Annotated in this window: 12 protein-coding genes; 5 read left to right on the plus strand and 7 right to left on the minus strand. The window is 72.6% G+C overall.

What is annotated here, in order from left to right; translation table 11 throughout:
• Nucleotides 1-627 precede the first annotated feature (627 nt).
• Nucleotides 628-1,161 (plus strand): hypothetical protein, encoded by a 534-nt coding sequence (locus tag Sri02f_RS23495; protein ID WP_109003288.1) that lies wholly within the window; start codon nt 628-630, stop codon nt 1,159-1,161.
• 93 nt (nt 1,162-1,254) lie between these two features.
• On the plus strand, nt 1,255-1,800 hold the full coding sequence (locus Sri02f_RS23500) for a DUF4232 domain-containing protein (protein ID WP_109003289.1): 546 nt from the start codon (nt 1,255-1,257) through the stop codon (nt 1,798-1,800).
• 51 nt (nt 1,801-1,851) lie between these two features.
• Here Sri02f_RS23500 and Sri02f_RS23505 read toward each other — a convergent pair whose 3' ends face one another.
• The gene (locus Sri02f_RS23505; RefSeq protein ID WP_109003290.1) at nt 1,852-3,039 is read right to left on the minus strand and encodes a DUF2786 domain-containing protein; all 1,188 of its coding nucleotides are present in this window, start codon (nt 3,037-3,039) and stop codon (nt 1,852-1,854) included.
• Nucleotides 3,040-3,229: 190 nt separating this feature from the next.
• On the opposite strand from Sri02f_RS23505, the gene Sri02f_RS23510 reads away from it, so the two are divergent.
• Both Sri02f_RS23510 and Sri02f_RS23515 read left to right on the plus strand, forming a co-directional pair.
• Nucleotides 3,230-3,979 carry a Clp protease N-terminal domain-containing protein gene (locus Sri02f_RS23510; RefSeq protein ID WP_109003291.1) on the plus strand — a complete coding sequence of 250 codons (750 nt, stop codon included), beginning with the start codon at nt 3,230-3,232 and terminating at the stop codon, nt 3,977-3,979.
• Between the two features lie 38 nt (nt 3,980-4,017).
• The gene (locus tag Sri02f_RS23515) at nt 4,018-5,766 is read left to right on the plus strand and encodes a bifunctional 3'-5' exonuclease/DNA polymerase (RefSeq protein ID WP_109003292.1); all 1,749 of its coding nucleotides are present in this window, start codon (nt 4,018-4,020) and stop codon (nt 5,764-5,766) included.
• On the opposite strand, the gene Sri02f_RS23520 is transcribed toward Sri02f_RS23515, so the two are convergent.
• Together Sri02f_RS23520 and Sri02f_RS23525 are read right to left on the minus strand one after the other, a co-directional pair.
• Nucleotides 5,767-9,333: an AfsR/SARP family transcriptional regulator gene (locus tag Sri02f_RS23520; protein ID WP_373865118.1), complete on the minus strand. Its 3,567-nt coding sequence runs from the start codon at nt 9,331-9,333 to the stop codon at nt 5,767-5,769. It lies immediately after the preceding gene.
• Between the two features lie 476 nt (nt 9,334-9,809).
• Nucleotides 9,810-10,739: a glycosyltransferase family 2 protein gene (locus Sri02f_RS23525; protein WP_281261904.1), complete on the minus strand. Its 930-nt coding sequence runs from the start codon at nt 10,737-10,739 to the stop codon at nt 9,810-9,812.
• A 290-nt stretch (nt 10,740-11,029) separates the two neighbouring features.
• Between Sri02f_RS23525 and Sri02f_RS23530 the strand changes: the two genes are divergently transcribed.
• Nucleotides 11,030-11,989 (plus strand): D-2-hydroxyacid dehydrogenase family protein, encoded by a 960-nt coding sequence (locus Sri02f_RS23530; RefSeq protein WP_109003293.1) that lies wholly within the window; start codon nt 11,030-11,032, stop codon nt 11,987-11,989.
• Nucleotides 11,990-12,082: 93 nt separating this feature from the next.
• On the opposite strand, the gene Sri02f_RS23535 is transcribed toward Sri02f_RS23530, so the two are convergent.
• From Sri02f_RS23535 to Sri02f_RS23550, 4 genes are all read right to left on the minus strand, one after another.
• Nucleotides 12,083-13,003, minus strand: coding sequence for an RNA polymerase sigma-70 factor (locus Sri02f_RS23535; protein ID WP_109003294.1), 921 nt, complete (start codon nt 13,001-13,003; stop codon nt 12,083-12,085).
• Between the two features lie 50 nt (nt 13,004-13,053).
• Nucleotides 13,054-13,527, minus strand: a complete 474-nt coding sequence (locus Sri02f_RS23540; RefSeq protein ID WP_109003295.1) for a carboxymuconolactone decarboxylase family protein — start codon at nt 13,525-13,527, stop codon at nt 13,054-13,056.
• Between the two features lie 122 nt (nt 13,528-13,649).
• Complete coding sequence (locus Sri02f_RS23545) at nt 13,650-14,135, minus strand: hypothetical protein (protein ID WP_109003296.1); 486 nt, start codon at nt 14,133-14,135, stop codon at nt 13,650-13,652.
• A 95-nt stretch (nt 14,136-14,230) separates the two neighbouring features.
• Nucleotides 14,231-20,668 carry an RHS repeat domain-containing protein gene (locus Sri02f_RS23550; RefSeq protein WP_159106769.1) on the minus strand — a complete coding sequence of 2,146 codons (6,438 nt, stop codon included), beginning with the start codon at nt 20,666-20,668 and terminating at the stop codon, nt 14,231-14,233.
• Nucleotides 20,669-20,742 lie beyond the last annotated feature (74 nt).

Genomic DNA, 20,742 nt, shown 5'->3' on the forward strand with positions numbered 1-20,742 from the left:
GCGGGAACGGCCGGGCGTACGAGCGACGACTCGGCCGGCCGTCGGTAGGGCGGTGGGCACACATAACCCGAACGAGTAGACGAACGGAGTGAATGTGCTCGTACCTACGAGGGAGACGGTCCATGGAGACGGCGGAGGTGGGTCTGCGCAGGACGGCGGCCTCCAGGCAGGGCGGGAGTGGACGGGGGGGCGTGTACCGGACACACCCTGGCGGAGGCAGGCCCGTTCCTCCCCGCACCCGGCCCGGAGGGTCGGACGGCCCGGGCCGGAAGGGGAGGAGGTCGGGGGTCGGCGCGGGCCGCAAGGGGAGGGGGTCGGAGGTCGGCGCGGGCCGCAAGGGGACGGGGGACGGGAGTCGGCGCGGGCCGGAAGGGGGCGGCCCGGGCTGTTCCGACTGGGTCGCGCGAACGGGCGCAGGCCGGGCGTCTGCGCGGGGCGGGGAAGTCGTCTCGGTAGGTCGCGAGGCCGCCCCCAGGGCTCTGCCAGGGCTTGCTGGTAGCTTGCTGCGGACCTTCGGACCTTCGGACTTTCGGACCTTCGGACTTTCGGACCTTCGGGCCCTCGTCCCTGCGGTCCTCGCGGCCGACGACCGGGCCGGCCGACTACAGCACAGCTTGGGAGCTAGCAGTGACTTCGGCGATCTTCTCGCGGGGTGCGTCCCGTCGGCCGGTGCGCGCGGCGGCCGCGGTCGCCGCGCTGGCGGGCGCGCTCGTGCTGACCGCGTGCAGCGACGGCGGCGGGTCCGACGGCTCCTCGGCCACGCCGTCCACGACGGCGAGCGCGGACGCCGGCGGCGCGAGCGGCACGGGCGGCGCGTCGGCGTCGGCGTCGACGTCCGTCTCCGCCTCCGGCGACCTGGAGGGGAGCTGGCTCGCCACGACGGACGGCAAGGCCGTCGCCCTGATCGTCACCGGGAAGCAGGCCGCCCTCTTCGTGACCGGCGGGGCCGTGTGCAGCGGCACGGCGGGCGAGGAGGCGGGCATGCGGATGATCCACCTCAAGTGCAGCACCGGCAAGGACGACCGGACGACCGGGATGGTCGACTCCGTCGACGCGAAGTCCCTCGAGGTGACCTGGTCGGGCGCGGCCGGCAAGGAGACGTTCGCCAAGGCGCAGGGCGGCCAGTGGCCCTCGGGGCTGCCCACGGCGGGGCTCGGGTAGCCGAGCGGTCACAGAAACGGGGGGCGCGCGAAGCGTCGCCGCACGCGTGCGTGATGATCCATCGAGCACCGTCACGAACCCTAGGAATCACTCATGCGCGCCGTTCCCATCACCGTCACCGCCCTCGCCGCGGCCCTGCTCCTCACCGCCTGCGGAGGCGGTGACGACAGCGACTCCAAGGGCGGCGAGAGCAAGGCCGCCGGCTCGACCGGTCCGACCGGCGGCGCCTGTGCCGCCGACGGCCTCGGCCAGGAGGTCGGTCCCGTCGACGCCGCACCCGCCGCCGGGGACACCGGCAACGTCACCGTCACGCTCACCAACAAGGGCGCGCAGTGCACCCTCAAGGGCTTCCCCAAGGTGGCTCTGCAGACCGACGGCGCCTCCGCGACCGTGGCCGAGGACGCCGCGGCGGGAGCGCAGGCGCTGACCCTTCCGGCGCAGGGCACCGCCTCCTTCACGATCACCTATGTGCGCGGCGAGAAGGGCGGCGACAAGAGCCTCGCCGTCAAGACGGTGAAGTACGGCCTGCCGGACGCCTCGTCCACCGTGAGCTTCGACTGGTCGTACGGCGACGTCGCGCTGAAGAGCAAGGGCGTGCCGGACGCCACGGTGAGCGCCTTCACGCAGGCCGGCGACTGACCTGCGCCGGGGTTGCCGGAACAACCCCGGGCGTCCGAGCGGCCGGGAGCGTCAGGGCAGCCGGGGACGGGGCCGCATCCGGGCCCGGTCGGCCGCTTCGGCGCCCTCGGTCCAGCCCGCCTCGTCGGTGACACCGCGCAGACGGGTGGAGACGGTCTGCGGGAACATCCGGTCCGTCGCCGCGGTGACCGCGACCGCGCGCGTGGCGAGGACCGGCAGCAGATCGTCGTTCACCGCGGTCTCGGCGGCCGCGGCGATCTCGCCGAGGCGCGTCCCTATGCGGTGGGCGTACGCGGCGAGGAAGGACTGCCGGAAGGTCTTGGTCCGCCTGCGTCCCCCGGCCCGCTGGGCCGCCTCCGCCTTCGCCATCGCGGACTGCGCCTGCACCAGCAGCGAGGTGTACAGCAGCTCGACCGTCTCCAGGTCGGCCTCGAATCCGACGACCGTGGAGAAGGCGAAGGGCTCGTTCCACACCGCCCGGCAGTGGTTGGCCCCGGCGACCGCGTCCAGCAGCACCGCCTTCGCCTGCTCATAGGGCGGCTCGACGCCGATCCGGCAGGCGCCGGGCGCGTCCGGGTCCGGCGCATGGGCGTCGAGCAGCGCCTCGTCGAGGCTGTGCCGGGCCATCAGCTCCTGCGCCTTCGCGGTGAGCGCCTCCGCCTCCTGCGGGAACCCGGTCGCCTCGGCCTTGGCGAGCAGTGCGCGGATGCGGGTGAGCATGCGCGCGTGCGAGCCGGGGCGGGCCTGCCGGTGCGGCTCGCGCTCCTGGAGGGGTTCGAGGGCGGGCAGGCGCAGCAGCAGGCGGTAAAGCTCCAGGACCGCGGTGGCGTACGAGAAGCGGTCGCCGGACGCCGGCGGGTCGTCCGGCAGCTCCGCCAGCTGGTCCGCCCAGCGCCGGCCGCGCGCCCGGTCGTCACGCGCCTGCGCGCGGATCAGCGCGGTCACCAGGCCCACGTGGACGGCGTCCAGCTCGCGGCGCACGATCCGCACCGCGTCCGCGGGCTGCCAGCCCCGCCGCCAGAGCGCCGCGACGAACTCCACGCCCCGGCGCGTGAGTTCCGCGTCCGTCGCGGGGTCGGCGGCGAGGAGCGACGCGCCCGTGTCGAGGGCGGCGTCGGCGCTGTCGGTGTCGGCGCTGTGGGCGCTGTGGGCGCTGTGGGCGCTGTGGGCGCTGTCGTGGAGGGCGGCCTGGAAGGCGCGTTCGACGACGTCGGCCGGGCTGCTGCTGGTGCTGCTCACCGGTCGATCGTGCCACGGAGGCGGGACGGCGCCCGCGCGTGGGAGGGGCGGAAGCGGAAGGGGAGGAAAGCGGAGCCGGGCGGAAGCGGAAGGGGACGAAAGCGGAGGGACCACCGCGGGACGGCGTCCGCCCGACAGAGGGTGACAACCCTGGGTTGACACCCTCTTGCTGTCAACCTACGGTTGACACATGACGCATCCACGTCCCGGCACCACTTCGTCCGTCCGTCTCGACGACCTCATCGACGCCATCAAGAAGGTCCACAACGAGCCGCTCGACCAGCTCCAGGACGCCGTCATCGCCGCCGACCACCTCGGCGACGTGGCGGACCACCTCATCGGCCACTTCGTCGACCAGGCTCGCCGCTCGGGCGCCTCCTGGACCGACATCGGCCGCAGCATGGGCGTCACCCGGCAGGCCGCCCAGAAGAGGTTCGTGCCGAAGGAGTCGGCCGACCTCGACGCCAACCAGAACTTCGGCCGCTACACCCCCCGCGCGCGCAACGTGGTCATGGCGGCTCACAACGAGTCCAAGGCGGCCGGCAACGCCGAGGGGCTGTCCGCGCATCTGGTCCTCGGTCTGCTGGCCGAACCGGAGGGCCTCGCCGCGAAGGCCATCGCCGAGCAGGGCGTCTCCCCGGACGCCGTCCGCGAGGCCGCGACCGCCGCGCTCCCGTCGCCCGTCGAGGAGCCGCCGGAGCTGGTTCCCTACGGCCCGGACGCCAAGAAGGTCCTCGAACTCACCTTCCGCGAGGCGCTCCGCCTCGGCCACAACTACGTGGGCACCGAACACCTCCTGCTCGCCCTGCTGGAGCACGAGAACGGCGAGGGCGTGCTCAGCGGCCTCGGCGTCGACAAGGCGGAGACCGAGAGGTTCGTGGCGAAGGCCCTGACCGAACTGGTGAAGGCGCACCAGGAGGAGGACCGGCCACAAGACTGAGCAGGGCCGTTGTCAGACCCCCCTGCCACACTCGCAGCATGGCCGACCGGTGGGCTCTCGCTCCGGCCGAGGACGGTGGCGTGGAACTCGCCCCCCTCGGCCCCGGCGGGCTGCCCGCCGGCCCGGTGCTGCGGGAGCCCGACCTCGCCCGCGCCGTGCGCGAGCGGCCGGACGTCACCCGCTGGGTCTGGCGCTCCACGGCCGAGGTGTATCCGCCGCTGCTCGCCGCGGGGGTGCGGGTGGAGCGGTGCTACGACGTCGAGGACGCCGAGACCCTCCTGCTGGGCCACGAGGGCCGGTCCGGCGAGCCCCGCTCGGCGACCGCCGCCCTGGCCCGGCTGCGCGGCGGCCCCGTACCGCCCGACCCGCCGCCGCGCGCGGCCGCACCCGGCGCGCAGTCCCCGCTGTTCGAGCCGCAGGCCGCCGCCCGGCTCCCCCTCGAAGACCTCCTCGCCGTGTACGCCGAGCAGCAGCGACGCCACGGGCTCGCGGAACACCCGGCGCGGATGCGCCTGCTGACGGCGGCCGAGTCGGCCGGCATGCTGGTGGCCGCCGAGATGAACCGGGCCGGGCTGCCCTGGAGCGCGCAGGTGCACCGCGCGGTCCTGCACGACCTGCTCGGCGACCGCTACGCGGGCGGCGGCGAGCCCCGCCGGCTGGCCGAGCTGGCCGACGAGGTGTCGGCCGCCTTCGGCCGCCGGGTCCGCCCCGACCTGCCCGCCGACGTCGTCAGGGCCTTCGCGCAGGCCGGGATCAGAGTCCGGTCCACCCGGCGCTGGGAGATCGAGTCACTCGACCATCCGGCCGTGAAGCCGCTGATCGATTACAAGAAGCTGTACCGCATCTGGGTGGCCCACGGCTGGTCCTGGCTGCAGGACTGGGTGCGCGACGGGCGGTTCCGGCCGGAGTTCCTCGCGCACGGCACGGTCACCGGGCGCTGGGTGACCAACGGCGGAGGCGCTCTGCAGATCCCCAAGGTCATCCGACGCGCCGTGGTCGCCGACCCAGGTTGGCGGCTCGTCGTCGCCGACGCCGACCAGATGGAGCCCCGCGTGCTGGCGGCGATCTCCCGCGACCCGGGGCTGATGGAGGTCGCGGGCAGGGAGAGCGACCTCTACCAGTCCGTCTCCGACCGGGCCTTCTCCGGCGATCGCGGCCAGGCCAAACTCGCCGTCCTCGGCGCGGTCTACGGGCAGACCTCGGGGGACGGCCTGAAGAACCTCGCGGCGCTGCGCCGCCGCTTCCCGCGCGCGGTGGCCTACGTCGACGAGGCGGCCAGGGCCGGCGAGGAGGGCCGCCTCGTGCGGACGTGGCTGGGGCGGACCTGCCCGCCGGCGGCCCGAGACGGCGACGCGGGGTCGGAGGAGGCCGGCATCCCGCTGCCCGAGGACGACGCCGACGGCCCCGCGGCGGGACCCGCGGAGAGGCGGTTGCGAGGCGACGGTTATGGTGCGGGCGACGGACAGGAGTGGGTGCCGGGATACGCCTCGACCAACGCCCGCGCGCGCGGGCGCTTCGCCCGCAACTTCGTCGTCCAGGGCAGCGCCGCCGACTGGGCGCTGCTGCTGCTCGCCGCGTTGCGGCGGGCCTGTGCCGGGATGGCGGCCGAGCTGGTCTTCTTCCAGCACGACGAGGTGATCGTGCACTGTCCCGAGGAGGAGGCCGAGCAGGTGGCCGCCGCGATCCGCGAGGCGTCCGACCTGGCCGGACGGCTCACGTTCGGGGAGACGCCGGTGCGGTTCCCGTTCACCACCGCGGTGGTGGAGTGCTACGCCGACGCGAAGTAGTCAGACCCGGCCGGCGAGCAGCTCCCTCAGCTCCCCCGTGACCGCCTTCTCGTCCGTCCCGCCCAGCGCGTCGAGCGCCGACCGCCACTCCTCGTACGCCCGCTCCCCGTGCCCCTGCTCCCGCAGCAGCAGACCGTGCTGGTGGCGGGCCAGACCGGCCGTGTAACGGTCGGCGCGGGCCTCGGCGCGGCGCAGCAGCTCGGCGCACTCCCCCAGCGCGCGTTCGGCACGGCCCAGCGGACGCAGGGCGCGCACGAGTCCCAGCCGCGTCTGTGACTCACCGTGCCAGTCGCCGTGCCGGCCGAGAATGCGCAGGCTCTCCTCGAAGTGCGGCAGCGCGGCCGCCGGCTCCCCCAGCGTGAGGTGGGCGTAGCCGATGTTGCAGTGCGCCGAATGCTGCACGATGACGGCCCCGATGCCGACCCCGATGGCCAGGGAACGCCGGTGCTGCTCGATGGCGGCGCGCGGATCGGTGTGCTCATAGAGGTTGCCGAGATGGCTGTGGGTGACGGCCTCGCCGTACGGGTCGCCCAACTGCCGTGACAACTCCAGGCTCTGGCGCAGCGCCGCCCCGGACTCCTCGTACCGTCCGAGCGCCTCCAGCAGCAGACCCCGGTTGTTGAGGCAGCGCCGGATCCAGGAGAGCCGGCCCAGCCGACGCCAGATGGCCAGGGCCCGGCCGTTCAGGTCGAGGGCGTGGCTCTGGCGGCCGGTCAGGAAGTGCAGGCCGGCGAGGTCGCCCAGCGCGTACGCCTCGGCGGCCGGGTCCCCGAGCCGCCGCGCCACCCGCAGCGCGGTCCGCCCGAGCGTCTCCATCTCGGCGACGCGGCCCCGCCGCTGGAGACAGGGGAAGAGAAGCCGCAGGAGCGTGGAGACCAGGGCCGCATCGCCTGCTTCGTCTGCTTCGTCTGCTGGGGCGGGCGCGCCGGGGGTGGCCGGGGCAGGGGTCTCACAGGCGGCTGCCTCGGAGACGCCGGAAGCGGCCGGTTCGCCCGTCACCTCGACTCCTTCGACTCCGTCGGCTCCGTCGACTCCTTCGACTCCGTCGGTTGCTGCTCCTGCGCTGTTCTCCACCAGGGCGACCATGTTCTCCAGCTCCGCGTCCACCCAGCCGAAGGCTTCTTCGGGGCCGGCGAAGGGGGGTGCGGCCGCGAGGTACGCCGCGTGGGCGGGCGGCTGCGCTGCGGTCGGGCGACGCCGGTCGTCCAGGTCGAGACCCGCCTCGACGACGGCGACCAGGGCACGCTCGGCCACGGCGGCATACCAGTGGAGGGCGACCGCCCGGGCCTGGGCGGGAGCAGGAGCAGAGGCAGGAGCAGAGGCAGGAGCAGGGGCAGGGGCAGGGGCAGGGGCAGGGATCGGCATCGAGGGCAAGGTCGGTGTCGAGGTCGCGTCGGGCGCGGAGGGCGTCGCGGCGTCGGCCTCCGCGAGTTCGCGGGCGAAGTCGCGCACCAGGTCGTGAGGGGTGTAGCGGCCGTAGGCCCGCTCCTCCAGAAGGGCCACGTCGACGAGGCGGTTCAGGGCGGCCTCGGCACGGGGCTCGTCGGCGCCGATGAGCCGGGCGAGCAGCGGGACGCCGTACGCCGGCAGGTCGAGCGCGCCGATGCGACGGAGGACCAGGGCCGCGTCCCGGTCGACCTCGCGCCGGGAGACGGCGAGCGCGTCGTGTGCAACGGCCAGGGAACGGCGGACGCTGAGGTCGTCGTACTCCAGATGCGTCAGCCTGCTCTCCGCCTCGGCCAGTTGGCGGGCCAGCATGTCCGGCGTGAGGGCGCTGCGCGCGGCGAGGCGGGCGGCGACGACCCGCAGGGCGAGCGGGAGGCGGCCGGTGAGACCGACGAGCGGGTGACCCTCGCCCAGTTCCGCGCGTCCCTCGCCGGGACCGGAGGCCGCGCGCAGCAGCGCGGCGCTGTCCGCACCGGACAGCGGCGCGAGCGGGAAGCGGTGAGCGCCGTCCAGGACGGTCAGCGGCGAGCGGCTGGTGACGATCACCGCACACCCGACACCGGCCGGCAGCAGCGGGCGGACCTGGGCGGCGGTGGCCGCGTCGTCCAGGACGACGAGGGTGCGGGTCGGGGCGAGCAGAGTGCGCAGCAACGCGGCCCCGGCGTCCGGGTGTTCGGGGATGTGCCGGGGTTCCACGCCGAGGTCGCGCAGGAGCGCGGTGAGCGCCTGACCTGCGGTGAGAGGGGTCATGCCGGGGGTCGCGCCGTGCAGGTGGAGGTAGAGCTGGCCATCGGGGAAACGTTCCCTCAGGGCGTGGGCGGCCTGCAGGGCGAGCGCGCTCTTGCCCACGCCTGCCGTACCGCTCAGGACGACGACGGGCGGGGCGAGGCCGTCACCGAGGCCGTGGCCGAGAGCGGACGGCTCGGACGGCTCGGACGGCTCGGACGGCTCGGACGGCTCGGACGGCTCGGACGGCTCGGACGGCTCGGACGCGAGCGTGCTGCGGAGTCGGCGCAGGGTTTCGAGACGGCCGGTGAAGTGGGCCGGGGGCGGGGGCAGTTGGGCGGGGCGAGGGTGCCGCACCCGACCGGACGACGCGGGGTCGCACTCGGGAGTGGCAGCAGGGGCGGATCCGGAGGTGGCGGTGGGCGAGGGCACTGTGGTGGAGGGCACTGTGGTGGAGGGCGCGGTGGTGGAGCGCGCGGTGGTGGGGAGTGCGGCCGGGTTGGTGGAGGGAGGAACGGCGACGGCGTCGGCCGTGGGGCCCAGCACCTCCACATGGGCCTCGCGGACCGCCGGACCCGGCTCGACGCCGAGGTCCTCGACGAGACGGGTGCGCAGATCGCGATGGACGGCGAGGGCCTCGGCCTGGCGGCCGGTGCGATGCAGGGCGAGCATCAGCTGGCGGTGGAAGGACTCGCGCAGCGGATGCTCGGCGGCCAGCGCCGCCAGCTCCGGGAGGCGGTGCTCGAACCGCCCCTCTCCGAGCGCGAGTTCGGCGTCGTGCCGCCACTCCAGCAGGAGCAGCCTGGCCTCCCGCAGACGTCGCGCGAAGGCGTATCCGCCCAGCTCGGCGGGGAGGCCGCTGAGCGGAGCGCCCCGCCACAGCGCGAGCGCCGCCGCGCACTCGCGCAGAACGCGTTCCCAGTTCCGCGCGGCATGCGCACCGCGCGCCGCGGCGACGTGCCGCTCGAACACATGGACATCGAGTTCGCCCTGTTCGACCCGGAGTTGATAGCCGGACGCCACCGCCCGCAGTCGTCGCGGGTCGTCCAGCAACCGGCGCAGCCGGGTCACATGGTTGTGCAGCGAGGCCTGAGCGGACGCCGGCGGAGCGCCGCCCCACAGCGCCTCCTTCAGCGAGTCGACGGGGACGGTCCGGCCCGCTTCGAGGAGCAGGGCGGCCAGCAGCGCACGCGCCTTGGGGCTGCGGACGGTCTCGTACGGAGCGCCGGCCTCGGTCCGGGGGCAGGTCGCGGGATCGGCGCGGGCCACGGGTTCAGGGCCAGTCCCGGGGCCGGGGCCGGGTTCGGCGGCGGCTTCCGTCAAGTCGGCCATATACAGGACCGGCGGACCCAGCAGTCCGAACCGCAGCCCGTACCGCCGCATCACGCCGCCCATCACCCTTCCGCGCCCGGCCTCTGCCGGTCCGCCCTGTCGAGTCGCCCGCGCTCCGGGCGGGTACCCCACCCGTCTGGCGGAATTCCGCCCTGGGCCGCCCATTTTCCGCCACTCGGGGCCTGGAGGTTCCCGGGGCCGTCCCCGCGGGAATCGGCCGTCGGTCCGGCCGGTCCCCCGGGCCGTCCGACGACTTCAGGCCAGATGACCAGCGACGACGCGGAGCACCGTTGGCCATATGTTAGCGATTCGTTGGCGCGACCTGGTGTGATCAGACTCTCGGATCTGGCCCGACGGTGCGCGCGTATCGACGCGCAACTCGGGGGAGTGTCGCCGCCGCGGCCGGGTCCGGGGGCGTGTGGGGCCTCGGTCGTCGGAGGTGAACGACCGGGGCCCGCCCCGTTTCCCGGACGCCCGTCCCCTCGGACGGCCGACGGTCCCGGGAACCGGTCCCAGGAACCGGTCCCGGGTGACCGCTCTCAGATGACCGGCGGCCTGCCCAGTCGGGTGAGCCGCCACACCGTCCGCCACTTCATGGGCCGACGAGCGCCCGCCGGCTTCCGCGCGCCCTCCGCGAACCCGCCGAACCAGGCCCTGAGTCCGGCGAGGGAACGCGTGCGCAGCAGCGTGACGGCGATCCAGACGCCCAGGTGGACCGGGATGAGCGGCAGCGGGAGGTTGCGCCGGACCAGCCAGACCCGGTTGCGGGCGGTGACGTGGTGGTAGATGGCGTGCCGGGCGGGCGAGGTCTTGGGGTGCTGGAGCAGCAGCTCGGGCGCGTAGAGGATCTTCCAGCCGGCGTCGGTGGCGCGCCAGGCCAGGTCGGTCTCCTCGTGCGCGAAGAAGAACTCGGCGGGCCAGTCGCCCGTCTCTTCGAGCATCGCCATGCTCAGGGCGTGGCCGCCGCCGAGGAAGCCGGTGACGTACCCGCCCTGCATCGGGTCGGACGCGCCGACGCGCGGCACGTGACGGCGCTGCGTCTCTCCCTGTTCGTCCGCGATGCGGAAGCCGACGATGCCCAGGCGGGGATCGGCCGCGTAGAGGTCGCGGACGCGGCGCAGGACGTCGGCGTCGACGAGCAGTCCGTCGTCGTCCAGTTCGACGACGACGTCGACGTCCCCGAACGCGCGGAGGCGGGCGAGGCCGACGTTGCGGCCGCCGGGGCAGCCGAGGTTCTCGTCGACGTCGATCGTGGTGACCTCGCCGGGGAGGGAGAGCCGCTCGGCGAACTCGGGGAGCACACAGCCGTTGCCGATGATCACGATGCGGGCCGGGGCGAGGTCCTGCTTGGCGACCGACTCCAGCAGCGCGTCCACCTGGGCCGGCCGGTCCCCCATCGTCACCACGGCCACGGCGATCCTCGGCTCCGGCGCGTCCCCCACGTCGACCGCATCCCCCACGTCCACCACGTCCCTCTCACTCCGTCCGGCCCTCGACGGCGGCCGCGTCCCGTGTTCGCGCGGCGGCGTCGTTCACCTAGATGTTGCCTCAGAGGCGACCGTTGCTCCGACAGCCCCCTGTTTCCCCTCCCTTCTCCACATGTTCTCCTGCCGGGCCGTTCCCCCAGGCGACCGGGCTCGACGTGGCGTTTCTCGGCCAGGGGGGTGACGGAGGCGGGCGGGCCCGCGCCGTAATCTCGGACCGGACTCTCCCAGTTGGACGAGACCACCCGGTAGAAAAGCCGCCTGGAGGACACGCCGTGCCTTTCCGCTGTGCCGTACTCGACGACTTCCAGAACGTCGCGACGACCGTCGCCGACTGGTCGGCCCCCGGCCAGGAGCTGGAGGTGGTCCCGTTCACCGAGCACTTCGGCGATGAGGGCGAGCTCGCCGCGGCGCTGGCCGACTTCGACTGCGTGGTCACGTTGCGGGAACGGGTCTCCTTCCCCGCGTCGCTGCTGGACCGTCTTCCCCGGCTGCGGCTGCTGATCGCCTCCGGCATGCGCAACTCAGTGATCGACCACGCGGCGGCGAAGGCGAACGGGGTGACGGTGTGCGGCACGCAGAGCTCGTCGACTCCGCCGGTCGAGCTGACGTGGGCGCTGCTGCTGGGCCTGGCCCGGGGGCTGGTCCAGGAGAGCACGGCCCTGCGGGAGGGCGGGCCGTGGCAGTCGACGGTCGGCACGGACCTGCACGGCCGTCGGCTCGGCCTGCTGGGCCTGGGGAAGATCGGGAGCGCGGTGGCCCGGGTCGGACTCGCCTTCGGCATGGAGGTGAGCGCGTGGAGCCAGAACCTGACGGAGGAGAGGGCGGCGGAGGTCGGCGTGCGGCGGGCCCCTTCGAAGGAGTCGCTGCTCTCCGAGAGCGACTTCGTGTCGATCCACCTGGCGTTGAGCGACCGCACCCGCGCTCTGCTGGGCCCGGCCGAACTGGCGCTCCTGAAGCCGACGGCGTACCTGATCAACACCTCGCGCGCGGCGATCGTCGACCAGGAGGCGTTGCTGGCGGCTCTGCGGGAGGGCCGGATCGCGGGCGCGGGCGTGGACGTCTTCGACGTGGAGCCCCTCCCCGCCGACCACCCGATGCGCACCGCTCCCCGCCTGCTGGCGACCCCGCACCTCGGCTACGTGTCCCGGGCCAACTACGAGCGGTACTACGGGCAGGCGGTGGAGGACATCCGGGCCTATCTGGCGGGGACACCGGTGCGGCTGCTGGGCTGACGCCGGTCACCGCTGCCGAGCACGGCCGCCGACGCCCGGCTGTCGAAGTCACGGTGGCCGACGTCACGGTGGCCGAAGTCACCGCTGCCGAGGTCACAGCCGTCCTCGGGCACGCTTCACCTCGCGGTCGACGGCCCAGGCGTCGGCGACCGGCCCGAGGTGGCCGAGCTTGTCGGGATTGATCACCGTGCGAATGGTCCGGATCCGTCCGTCGGGCACGTCGAGGGCCATGATGTGGAGCACCCTGCCGTCCCGGTCGCGGAAGACCGCGCCGGGCTGCCCGTTGATCTCGCACGGCTCGAACGTCACGTCCACCCGGGCCAACAGGGGGAAGACGGCGGCGAGCAGCCGGGCCACGTTCTCGGCGCCGGTGACGGCCCTGGCGAACTGCGGGGCCTTGCCGCCGCCGTCCCCGACCAGCTGGACGTCGGCGGACAGCAGGTTCCTCAGCCCGCCCACGTCACCGTCCTTCAGGGCGTCGAAGAACCGCGTCGCCAGCTCCTGCCGCCCCTGCCGGTCCACCTCGTACCGGGGCCGCCCGTCCCGCATGTGCCGGCGCGCCCGTACCAGCAGCTGCCGGCAGGCCGCCTCCGAGCGGCCCACCGCCGCGGCGACCTCGTCGAACCCGAAGTCGAACACCTCCCTCAGGACGAACACCGACCGCTCCAGCGGGCTGAGCCGCTCCAGCAGCAGCAGCGCCGCCATCGACACCGAGTCGGCCAACTCGGCCGCACGCGCCGGATCCTGGTACGGATCGTCGAGCAGCGGCTCGGGGAACCAGGGGCCCACGTACTCCTCGCGCCTCACCCGCGCGGAGCGCAGGACGTCGATCGAGACGCGTGTCACCGTGGCCGACAGAAAGGCCTTGGCCGACTCGACCCGGGACGTCGAGCGGTCGTAGCGCAGCCATGTCTCCTGCACCGCGTCCTCGGCCTCGCCCACGCTGCCCAGAATCCGGTAGGCGATCGAGAACAGCAGCGGCCTCAGGTCTTCGAACTCCTCGACCTTGTTCACGACGTGTCCCCTCCCGTGCTCCTGCGTGTCCGGCCGACCGTCGGGGTCGCTCAGTGGAACTGGCCGGGGCGGTAGTCGCCGGCCGGCTGCCGGGTGATGATGTTCAGCCGGTTCGCCGTGTTCATGAAGGAGACCAGCACGACCAGGGCGGTGAGCTGTTCCTCGTCGTAGTGCTTGGTGGCGCTCGCCCACACCTCGTCGCTGACGCCCCCGGCCCCGTCCGCGACCCGGGTTCCTTCCTCCGCCAGTTCCAGCGCGGCCCGTTCGGCCTCGGTGAAGACCGTTGCCTCCCGCCACACCGCCACCAGGTTCAGCCGGACCGCGGTCTCGCCGGCGGCGGCGGCCTCCTTGGTGTGCATGTCGACGCAGGCGGCGCAGCCGTTGATCTGGCTCACGCGCAGCGCCACCAGCTCCTGCGTCACGGCCGGCAGCGGCGTCTCCTTGAGCGCCCTGCCCGCCGACATGAAGTGCTTCAGAACCTTGCCGGCGGCCGGGCTGGTGAAGTAGTTCAGTCGCGCATCCATGGCGTGTCCTCCGTGGTCGTCAGTGGCTACACCTCCGAGACGAGGCAGCCCGGCCCCCTGTGACACGGATGGATGTGACGCGCGTCTCCCCGCCCCCTGCCGGCATCACGGCCCCGGCGCTCTCAGCCCAGCCGTTCGCTCTCCCCCGACGGGTTCTCTCCCGACGGGTTCTCCCAGGACGGGTCCACGGGGACGTTCCAGGCTCGCAGCATGGACAGGATCTCGGCCCGGGTCCTGGGCCAGGCGAACCGGAAGGCGCGGTCGAGCACTTCCCTGCTCTCCAGGAAGGACTCCACGAAAGTGACGTAGGCCGTGTCCACCAGCCGGCCTGTGGGGTCCTCCTCAAGCGCCTCGATGAATTCGAAACAACGCTTCAGGAAATCCTCCGCCTTCGCGTCGATTTCCGGAGATTCCATCAGGGGCTGGAACAGAGGGTAAGTGAGCACTTCGGACAGGAGCGTCCCCGGATGAGTGTTCACCTCCTCCCAGTGGGTGACCTGCGACACGCTCAGATCGTGACGCCTGGCCGCCTGTTCGAAATATGGATTCACTTCCGGGAGCAGTCGCAGAAGCTGCGTGACCAGATCGTCGGAGGTTATCCCTTGCACGCCCGTACTCCTTCGTATTCCGCTGAATAAATGATACGCCACCGGCCGGGAGGTCCTCCCGGCCGGTGGCGCCCTCGACAGGCGATCCGATGAGGTCAGGCCATCGGGGTCACCACATAGCAGTCATCGAAGAACAGGCAGCCCGCGCCCTGGCCCTCGGGGACCACGCCCAGCGGGTCCGTCAGGGATTCGCTGAGCCGTTTCGTCGCTTCCCCGACCCCGTAGTTGTAGACGTCCACCGGGAACTGCGCGGCGCTGGCGGCGCCGCCCACCACCCCGAATGCCTTGGCGAAACCCCGGCCCTTGATCCTCTCGCCCGTGGGCACGGCCCGCTGCGGCGCCTTCGGATGCAGGTTCTCGGGGATGGCGAACTTCTGTCCCGTGACCTCGCTCATCGATTCCGCCGAAAGGACGGACTTGACGAGCTTGGACACCGTCTTGTCGAAGCCCGACGCCTTCACCCTCTTCGTCACCGCCCCGGCCACGTCGTCCGCGTTGAGAGCGGTCCAGAGTTCCTTCGATTCGTTGATCGCGACCTTTCGGTCGGAATCGGAGAGGATGCCCTTTCCGGTGTCCTCCTTGGCCTTGCGGTCGTCCTCCAGCAGGTCACGCAGTCCGCCGAGTTTGTCGACGGTCTTCTCGATGTGCCATTTCGTTCCGTCGCCGCCGAAGCCCTTGCCCTCGTTCATCTCCTCGATCAGGGCCGAGGCCGTCTTTCCGTCGCCCACCACATCCGAGTCCGCCACCTGCGGCCTGATGTAGAGCTCCTTGATGATGCCCTTGAGGCGCTCGTTCTGGACCGCCGGCATATGGGCGCGCTTCTTGTCCATGCCGGGGTTGGGGTTCTTCTTGGGCTTCGAGGGCTTGCTGGGGATGATCCTTCCGCCCTGGCACCGGCCGGGGTTGTCCTGGCACCACGCCATCATGTCGGGGTCGTAGTTGCCCGTCGGGTCGCTGCGCCGCAGCGGGTTGTTGTGCCCGTAGGCGTAGCCGTTCAGCTGCTGCGGGTCCGTCGGGTCGACCACCGCGTCGGCGCTGAGGAAGCGGCCCGTCTTCGGGTCGTACTCCCGGGCCCCGAGATGGGTGAGGCCGGTCGGATCCTGCGTACCGCCGACGAAGCCCTTGGCGCCCGGCCAGCTTCCGGCCGGCGGCGGAGTGCCGCGTGTCTCGCCGAAGGGCATGGTGCGGCGTTGCACCAGGGTCTGGGTCGTGGCGTCGACGGCGAGTTCGCCGGTGCCGTGGTGGTCGGCGACGACGAAGGAGACCTTGCCGTCGTCCTGGCGCACGGCGCTCGCCCCGCCGAGGTCGTAGTACCGCCGCGCGGTCGTCTTCCCGGTGGCCTTCGTCCAGGTGATCTCCGTGGCCCCCAGGTACAGCGTCGACACCCCGCCGGGACCGCGGCTGATCAGGCGCTTCCCGTCGGCGTCGTACAGGTACTGGGTGGTCGCGGAGCCTTCGGTGACGGAGGCGAGGTTGCCCTCGGAGTCCCAGGCGAACGCCTGCTTGGCCCCGCCGCTCGGCGTGCGGGACTCGGCGCCGCCGCCGGGCTCGTAGGTGTAGGTGTCCTTGCCGGTGACGGCGCCCGCCGAGGAGACCGACGTCAGGGAGTTCGGCTGGCCCTTTCCGTTCTCGTCGTAGCGGTAGGTGCGGGTGACGTCTCCCGCGGCCTTCCCGGTCGTGTCGTGCGTCGTGTCGGTGTCACGGTTCCCGGCCGCCGTGTAGGTGTACGACTGCCAGTACGGCGCGGGTCCGCCGAGGGCGCCGGCGCCGGGGGCCGGCGCGCAGTCGCCGGCCGGGGTCCACGCCTCGGTCAGCCGCTGGAGGTAGTCGTAGCGGAAGCACTGCCGGTCGGTGCCCTGGCGGGAGGCGTCGGTGACCGAGTCCACGTTGCCCGACTCGTCGTAGGCGTAGGTGACCGCGCGGTCGACCCCGGCGATCCCCTCGCGTTCGGTGCGGCTGGTGGACAGCAGCTGGGTGCCCGGCTCGTACGTGTTGTTGATCCAGACGCGCTTGCCGGCGTCGCCCAGTTCCAGCTCCTCCAGCTTCCCGGTGAGGCTGTAGCGCGCGTTGCCGACGTACGTGCCGAGGCCCTCGGCCTTCACGACGCGCTGGAGGCCGTCGTAGGTCGGTGCGACCACCTCGGCGGGCAGGTTCCCCGCCGCGGGATAGCTGGCGGACTTGACGGTCCCGTCGAGGTTGTAGGTGGTGTTGGTCTGGTAGCTGACACCCGCGGCGCCGCCCAGTCCGGGCTCCGTGGACGGGATCGACACGGTCGTGCGCAGTGGCCGGTAGAGGTTGTCGTAGGCGTTGATCGTCTGCGTGTACTGGGCGCCGCCCGCGCCTCCGACGTAGCGGGTGGAGCTGGCGAGATAGCCCTTGCGCACGGTGTCGAAGGTCCAGGAGGCCAGCAGCGGGCCCGTCGTGGAGTTCTCCCGGGTCTCGGTGTGCCGCCCGATCCGGTCGTAGACGAAGGCGAGCGTCTTCTGACGGCCCACGTCGGTCGCGGTGGTGACCCGGTCCGCGTCGTCGTAGGTCGTCCTGGTGGCGCCCGAGTCGGGATCGGTGGAGGTGAGCTGACGTCCGAGCAGGTCGTAGGTGTAGGAGCGGACCGTCTTGTCGGGGCCGGTGACCTTGGTCAGGTGTCCGTTGCCGTCGTGCTCGTACCAGGTGCTGTCGTAGGCGCCGGTCGGGGCCCCTCCGTGGAACTCACGCAGTTCCGTGGTCCGGCCCGCCGCGTCGAGCACCGTCGCGGTCGGCGTGCTGCCCTCCGGCGGGTCGACGGTGACCAGGTCGGCGCTGTGGGTGGTCGTGGTGCGGGACAGTTCGACGCCCACGCCGTTGCCACGGAGCGTTCTGGTGACGGTCTGGCGGCCGAGGCCGTCGTACTCGTTGACCGTCTGGGCGTCCACGGAGCCCTGCTCGGTCACGCCGAAGAGCTTGGGCTCCGGCGCCTTGGCGGTGTAGTACGGCGCGTACTTGCGCACGACCAGACCGCGTCCGTCGTAGAACGTGTCGTCGATGAGCCGGCCGCCGTCGGGGCCGGCGGACTGCGACTGCCGTGGTCGCAGCCAGCCGTCGTAGAGGATGTAGGACGCCTGCTGGCTGCCGTCGTTCATCAGCTTCTTGGCGACGACGGCGGCGATCTCGCCCTCCGCGATCCGGTAGCCGTACTCCAGGCTGGGCGTGGGGCTGGAGGCCTTGGGCCGGTTCGCGAGCCAGGCCTTGGTGAGCCGGCCCAACGCGTCGAACTCCGCGTCGCTGCGCTTGCCGTTGGCGTCGACCGAGGCGGTGGGCAGCGAGCGGACGCCGTCGAACTCGGTCACGACGGACTGCGCGCTGGAGGGGGTGCCCGCGACCAGTTCGGTGCCCGTCACGGTGAGGGTGGCGGGCTTGGAGGCGGTCGCCGCGCCGAAGACGGTCGTGCTGGTCGCCCCCGAGGAGTCGGAGGTGGACTTCACCCGCCCGTAGCCGTCGTAAGCGCTGCTCTTCCAGCGGTAGTCGGGCGTGGTCCCGGTGTAGCCGACCAGTTCCTCCTGCTTGGTGAGCAGGCCCCGGGTCGGCGCGGCGCCGAAGGCGAGGGAGTCGTAGGTGTTGCGCTTGCGGGAGAGCAGGTGCGCGGGGTAGGTGACGGCCGTGCCGCAGGCCACGTCGAGGACCTCGACCTGCTTGGGCAGGGCGCGCAGCCAGGTGGTGGCGTTGTCGGCGTACTGGGTGGTGGTGCACTGCTCGTCGCCGGACGCGGCCTCACCGAGGTCGCTGTCCTCGATGACCCGTCCCAGGTCGTCGTACTTCGTCGCGGTGGAGGTCTGCTGCCAGCTGCCGTCGTGCTTGCGGTCCCAGCTGCGGGTCGCGGCCGTGCCGGTCAGGTTCGCGGTGACCGTGCCCCAGTCCCGCACCCGCTTGGCGGTCTCCTTGCGCCAGGGCGTGCTCACGGTCTTGCTCTCCACCGTGCCGCCCGGCCCGGTGTAGTCGACGGTCTTGAACTCGGTTCCCTGGAAGGCCTCGTGGTCGGTGAGACTGCCGCCCTCCCCGTCGGAGACGGTCACCTCCTTGGCGCCGCCCGCGGCGTTCTTGCGGTCGCCGTCCATGCCCCGCAGGAACCAGTGCTCGCTCAGCGAGCGCATGCCGTCCCAGCCGCCGGACTGCACCTGGACCCGGCCGTAGCCGTTCCACTGCGACCAGGTCTTGTACTTCTCCTTGGTCAGGCCGTCGTCGTCGGCGTAGTGCCAGGCGGCGCCGTCCAGGTAGGCGTACTTGGTGACCATGTCGTCGGAGCCGCCGGTGCGGTCGGTCGCGGTGACCTGGGTGACGACGTACTTGTTGAACCACTCCTGGACGGGATCCGGCGCGCCGGCGGGCTGCCAGTACTGCGGGAAGCAGCGGGTGGTGTTCGACTCCGGCGCGGGCAGTGCGGCGAAGTCGCACTCGGGCTCCGAGTAGGCGACGTCGATCGAGCCGCCCGACTCGTCGGAGACGTTGGAGAGCCGGTACTTGATGAAGGGCGCGATGCCGTCACCGAGCCGGTCGAGCCGGTTGGGCCCCTGCTTGTAGCCGAAGGTCACCTTGGGCAGCGTCACCGACGGGGTCGCGGACAGGCCGGTGTGCTGGATGGACTCCAGGAGCAGGGAACGGTCGATGTCCGCGTCGCCCCACCTCTGGGTGAACGCCCAGGCGTCGGCGTCGGCGTAGCCGCCCGAGGGCTGCAGGACCTGCGTGGTGATCTTGGACAGCCGCTTGCGGGACCAGAAGGACGGGGCGAACCGGCCCTTGTCGCAGTCGGTGCCCGCTTTGCAGTTCAGGTAGTACGGCGTGTCCTCCCACCGGGTGGGGTTCTTCTCGATCTCCGTGACGGCGCAGGCGGCGGCCGTGGCCTCGATGCACCGCTCGGTGTTGGTGAAGACGACCTTGCCGACGGGCTTGGCGGTGAAGAGCGTGTCGCTGCGCTGGCCGTACTCGATGCGGTCGATGACACCGCCGCGCTCGTAGGAGGTGTCGTCGGCGGCCACGCGGTTGCGGCCGTAGGAGTTGGTCTCCGGGTCGTACCAGTACGACATGGCGTTGCCCTGGAGGTCGACCACGTAGTCGAGGTTCCAGCGCCAGGCCTGCCGGCACCAGGACGCGGCGAAGGTGGCCTGGTGGCAGGGCTCGTCGGTGTTGTTGCCGAAGACGGGCACGGTCCAGGTGGACTTCGTCTCGGGCTTGCCCGTGCTCCAGCCCGGGAGGCGGTTGTAGCCGAAGAAGTACTGGAGGCCGTCGGTGGTCGTCACCTTCCAGTACTCGCCGTCGTTGTCGCCGTTCGCCCGCTCGGCGGCGTCGCTGAGCTTCTCGACGCGGGTGCCGTCGTCGTTGCGGATCCGCCAGACGTTCTTGCCGGCCGGGATCAGTTCGCCCGCGCGGCCGTTGAAGCTGATGGTGGCGTTGTCGTAGCCCCAGCACTGGTCGCCGGGGGCGTCGTCCTTGCTCCAGTCGCCGTCCTCGCCGCACGGCTTGTAGCGCCGCTCGATGAAGCCGGTGTTCATGTCGAAGCCCGAACCGACCCAGGAGGACTGGTTGTTGCTGGTGGTGGTCTGCCCGTCGACGGCGCCCGAAGAGTAGCCGACGGACAGCTTGGGCAGCAGTCCGCCGGGCACGGTCGGCGCGGTCAGCGGGTAGGACCAGGAGAAGTCGCCCGTCTGGAGACTGGTCTGCCATGCGGCGGACGACGACAGCGGGGTCGCGGTGTAGTCGCCGGCGCCCGCGGAACCGCCGTCCGGGTCGGCCACCGCGGCGAGGAGGACGGCCGAGGCGGCGGGACGCAGCGCGACGGAGTCGGCGGAGACCGTGTGCTTCTCGCTGTCGTTGCGTCCTGCCACCGGCGTCGTCGTACGGCAGCGGGCCAGCTTCGGCGTGGTGAGCGCGCAGGAGGGCAGGGTGACCAGGCGCAGCCTCGCGCCGTAGTCCCCGCCGTAGGCCTCGCCGAACGCGGAGTAGTCGATGCTGACGCCGACGCTGCGGGAGCCGGTGGACGTGCTCGCGGGGTCGGCGGCGCCGACGGAGAGCAGGACCCCGTCGAGACCGAGGCCGCGGGCGGTGTCCTGCGGCAGCAGCCGCACCCGGGCCCTGGCGGAGCCGGTCGCCGCCGGGTCGGCCAGCAGCTCGACGGGCAGGCCGGGCACGCGCAGCTGCGCGACGGCGCGGCGTGCGCCCCGCCTGCCAGCCGCCTTCCTGCCCGCGCCCGGACCCTGCGCGGCCGAGGCGGCCGGGGTGGCCGTGGGCAGCTCGACCTGCGCGGAACCGGGCTTCGGCCAGGCGGCGCGGGGCGCCCGGCGCAGGCGCGGAGGCAGCCCGTCCGCCTTGCGCGGCTTGGCCCTGAGCGATACGCCGGGGACAGGGTGGTCGGCCTCGACGGGTGAGGCGTGCCGGACACCGCCCGATGTCGCGGCGGCCGACGCGGGCTCGGCCTGGAACAGCGAGCCGACCATGAGCGCGGTCAACGCCAGGGTGGTGTACCGGTGGAAGCGGCCCGCGCGAGGCGGCCGTATGGGTCTGGACAACCCGAATGGTCCTTACGTTCGTCGGGTGGGGGTCGGTCCGGTCGCTCGCGGAGCCCGTGGGCCCGCCGAATGCG

The organism is Streptomyces rishiriensis, from assembly GCF_003112535.1.
GTDB lineage: Bacteria > Actinomycetota > Actinomycetes > Streptomycetales > Streptomycetaceae > Streptomyces > Streptomyces rishiriensis.